5 protein-coding genes are annotated in these 4,047 nt (G+C 64.1%); 3 read left to right on the top strand and 2 right to left on the bottom strand.

Going from position 1 to position 4,047, the window contains the following annotated elements; genetic code table 11:
• The 3 genes from ACYVDE_RS16435 to ACYVDE_RS16425 form a co-directional block, all read left to right on the top strand.
• On the top strand, positions 1 to 1,623 hold a 1,623-nt coding region (locus tag ACYVDE_RS16435), incomplete at its 5' end, for a hydroxysqualene dehydroxylase (RefSeq protein ID WP_460502636.1).
• Positions 1,624 to 1,629: 6 nt separating this feature from the next.
• Entirely contained in the window at positions 1,630 to 2,142 is a 513-nt protein-coding gene (locus ACYVDE_RS16430; RefSeq protein WP_460502635.1) for a DUF6989 domain-containing protein, read from the top strand.
• Between the two features lie 170 nt (positions 2,143 to 2,312).
• Positions 2,313 to 2,948 carry a hypothetical protein gene (locus tag ACYVDE_RS16425; protein ID WP_460502634.1) on the top strand — a complete coding sequence of 212 codons (636 nt, stop codon included), beginning with the start codon at positions 2,313 to 2,315 and terminating at the stop codon, positions 2,946 to 2,948.
• A 194-nt stretch (positions 2,949 to 3,142) separates the two neighbouring features.
• On the opposite strand, the gene ACYVDE_RS16420 is transcribed toward ACYVDE_RS16425, so the two are convergent.
• Positions 3,143 to 3,427, bottom strand: coding sequence for a hypothetical protein (locus tag ACYVDE_RS16420; protein WP_460502633.1), 285 nt, complete (start codon positions 3,425 to 3,427; stop codon positions 3,143 to 3,145).
• A partial coding sequence (locus ACYVDE_RS16415; protein WP_460502632.1) for an ABC transporter permease occupies positions 3,424 to 4,047 on the bottom strand: 624 nt, incomplete at its 5' end. The genes ACYVDE_RS16415 and ACYVDE_RS16420, both read right to left, overlap by 4 nt.

The raw sequence follows: 4,047 nt of genomic DNA, 5'->3' as shown, positions 1-4,047 counted from the left end.
AGCACGCAGGTGCCAGGCACGGCCACGCCCGAGCGGCCGGCGCTGCCGGGCGAGCACGGCTTCCGGTTCTTCCCGGGCTTCTACCGGCATGTTACCGACACCATGAAGCGCATTCCGTTCGGGAATAATAAGCAGGGCGTGTTCGATAACCTGGTGATGACCACCCGAATGCTGCTGGGCCGCGGCGGCAAAAAGCCTATCACCGGCTTGGTAAACTTCCCGAAGTCGCTGGCCGACCTGCGCGTGCTGCTCGATGAGCTGCTAACGGCCGACACGGGGCTGACCGCGGCCGACAAAGACTTGTTTGCGAAGCGGGTGTGGCAGCTGATGACCAGCTCGTACGAGCGCCGCCAGCAAACCTACGAGCGGGTGGCCTGGTGGCAGTACATGAGCACCGACCAGCAGTGCGGCACCCGCCAGCCCTGCCCCTACGAGGAGTATTGTGTGGGCGGCCTCACCCACTCGCTGGTGGCGGCCCAGCCCAAGCTGATGAGCACCAAAACCGGCGGCGACATTCTGGTGCAGCTCCTGCTGCTCATGGCCAACCCCAGCGCCCACACCGACCGCGTGCTGAACGGCCCCACCAACGACGTGTGGCTGTTTCCGTGGCTGAAATACCTGCTTTCGCTGGGCGTCGAGTACCATCACAACCACCTCACCACGGCCCTGCACTGCGACCCACATACCCAGCTCATCAGCGGGGCCACGGTGCAAGACCAGGCCACCGGCACCACCCGCCAGGTGCAGGCCGACTACTACCTCGCGGCCGTGCCACTCGAGCGCATGGCCCTGCTCGTGAACAAGGATATGCTGGCCGTGGATGCCACGCTGGGCTGCATCGGCGAGCTGGCTAACCCCAAGCGCCACAGCTTGAACTGGATGAACGGCGTGCAGTACTACCTCAACCAGGACGTGCCGCTCACGCACGGCCACGTCATCTGCATCGACTCGAAGTGGGCCCTGACGGTGATTTCGCAGGCCCAGTTCTGGCCGGATTTTCCGCTGAGTGGCTTCGGCGCGGGCGACGTGAAAGGGCTGCTGTCGGTCGACGTGTCGGACTGGTTCACGGCCGGCCTCAACGGCAAGCCGGCCCATAAGTGCACCATCGAGGAAATCAAGGAGGAAGTGTGGAACCAGCTTGAAGCTGCCCTCAACGGTGGCGGCATGCTGCTCGACCGCAGCATGATACTGCTGGCAAACGTGGACGCCGACATCCGCCCCGAAGACGCGCAGCTCGACAACCCCACCTGCTCGGAGCACGATGCCGAGCCGCTGCTGGTGAACACGGCCAACTCCTGGAGCCTGCGCCCGGAAGCCAGCACCGGCATCGCCAACTTCTTCCTGGCCTCCGACTACGTGCGCACCAACACCGACCTGGCCACCATGGAAGGTGCCAACGAGGCCGCCCGCCGCGCCGTGAACGGCATCATCGACGCCAGCGGCGTGTCGGCCCCGTATTGCCAAATCTGGCCTCTGCACGAGCCCGACATCCTGGCCGTGCTGCGCTGGGAAGACCGCCGCCGCTTCGCTCAAGGCCTCCCCTGGACCAACGAGCTGAGCTGGCTGGGTCGGCTGCTGCACGGGGCCAATCACTTGTACCACCGCATTATAGGCTTTAAATAGGTTTCTATGCTCGTTTCTACGCTCGCTCCGGCCACGTTTCGCTACCGCACGCCCGTGCTGCTGGGCCTGATGGCGCTGGGCATTGCCCTGCTCGTGCACGATAGCCTCACGCATCGGGGCTGGGTTACGGCGGCCCGCTGGAGCTATGGCTTTTTCACCGCCTACGCCCTGTATGCCGTCCTGGCCCGCGACTGGCTGGTGGCGCGGCTGCTGGGCTTTGCCCTGGTGGCCGGCCTGGCCGAGCTGGTGGCCGATGCCTACCTGGTCGAATCGACCCACACGCTGCTCTACCCGCGGCCCGAGGCCATGCTCTGGGATTCGCCGCTGTATATGCCCTTCAGCTGGGCGGTGGTGCTCATTCAGATTGGCTATCTGGGGTGGCTGCTGCTGGGGCGCCTCACGTCCATTTACCACCCACCCGCGCCCGACGAGCGGCCGCTGAGCCGGGGGCGCCAGCTGCTGGGCTGGCTCATGCTGGCTATTTTTGTGCTGTGCTTCACACCGAGCCCCTTTGCGTAGGAGAAGAAAGAAGCGGTGGGCAGCTGGGCAACGTTATGCTACGCGCCGCACAGCCGCTCGCCTCCCACGACTAAGCCAGCTGATGCCTCGTGGGCGCGTTGCATCACGGCCACTCCCGCCAGCATTTTCCTTTCTTCCGATTCCTTTCTACCTCCTTCCCTATTCTATAGATGATTTTCACCCAAAAACAGTTATTTCAGGGCACTACCACAGTGGCGCTGCGAGCCGAAAGCCTGTACGTGTGCAAGCGCAACCCCCAGGGCGTGGCCACACTCGAAACCGAGGTGCCGTACGAAGAGATATTGCCCGTGCGGGCGCACCTGCAGCGGCGCCTGCCCACGGGCCAGTTGCTGCTCACGGGCCTGCTGCTGGCGTTTCTGGGCTACGGGCCGGTGCGGCACTGGCTGACTACTGGCTCCGCTGATGCCGCCCTCTGGGGCTGGCTGCTGGTGCTGGTGCTGAACTTGCTGGCCAGCTATCTACGCTTCGAGCAGCAGTGGTTCACTTTCCGGCTGCAAACGGCAAACCTGGTTGTGACGCTGGCCGGGCGGCCCTGGCAGCGGCGCCGGTTTCAGACGCTGGTGGCTGAGCTGGAACGCCGCACCAAAGCCTACCTGCGCGACGAGTACGGCCAGGTAAATCCGCTGGGCTTCATCGAACCGCAACTGCGCCGCGTGGCCTGGCTGCACGAGCTTGAAGTGCTGAGCGCCCGCGAGGCCCAGGCTCTGAGCATGCGCCTCACGGGCCGCCGCCCGGGCACCCTCACCAGCATGGGCCAGGAGTTGGAGTCTCCTTATTTGAATTGACGTTATTCCAGAACGAGGTAGAGACGCAACATTTTGCGTCTTATCGTTCGCGCCGTGCGGGAGTCGTTCAGGCGTTGTCGTTCAAAGACAAGACGCAAATATGCGTCTCTACATTATTCCAAAATCAAAAAAAGCCCTGGCCAGCAATTGGCCAGGGCTTTTTTTACAGCTAAAAACAGTTGCCTGCAAGCCGCTTACTCGCGGGTTACGCGCAGCGTTTGCGTTTCGCCATTGAGCGTCATGCGTACCACATACACCCCGGCAGCCAGGCGGCCGGCCTCGGGCAGGGCGCCGGGGTCGAGGTTCACGCGCCACACCTGCTCGTAGGCGAAGCCCGGCGGCTGGCGGTAGTTCTGCTGGTTGTACACCACCACGCTGCCCACCACGAACAGCACCACGAAGGCCAGGAAAATCTCGGCGATGAGCAGGAAGTTGGCCCGCCGCCGGTTCCAAATCAGGGTAAATAAGTGCTGTATCATTTGGTTGTGGCTCCTCTCAGGGCCTGCACGGCCGATAGTTTCGACATTTTGTAAGCCGGGTACACCCCCGACAGCAGCCCGAACCCGAGCACGCCCGCCAGCCCCACCGCAAACACGCGCCCGTTCAGCCCGAACTCGGTGTAGGCAATCAGCCCGCTCTCGTTCAGCAGGTGCAGCGCGCCGGCCGCTAGCCCCAGGCCCAGCAAGCCGCCGAGCAGCGTCAGAAACACGTTCTCGACCAGAAACTGCCTCACCAGCGCCCCGCCGGTGGCCCCAAACGCCTTGCGCACCCCAATCTCCGAGCTGCGGTCCAGAATCCGACTCACGTTGATGTTTACCAGGTTCAGGGCCGGCAGCAGCAGTAGCAGCGCTACCGCCACGGCGCTCAACCCGCGAAACAGGCGGGCGGGGTTGTCGGTCCAGTTGTACTGGGCCAGCACGCGCCCGGCCACCGACTCGGCAAAGGGCTCCAGCTTCATGTCGACCTTCATACCCTCCTCCACCGGCACCGTTTTCAGGCCCTTTTGGAAGGCGGCGGCCACGGCCGGCAGTGCGGCGGCGCTGGGGGCCAGCACCAGCGCTTCGGCTGTGCCGAAGGCGTTGTCGGCCTGCATGTCCAT

Source organism: Hymenobacter agri, from assembly GCF_054778495.1.
This window is presented reverse-complemented; position numbering and strand designations above follow the sequence as displayed.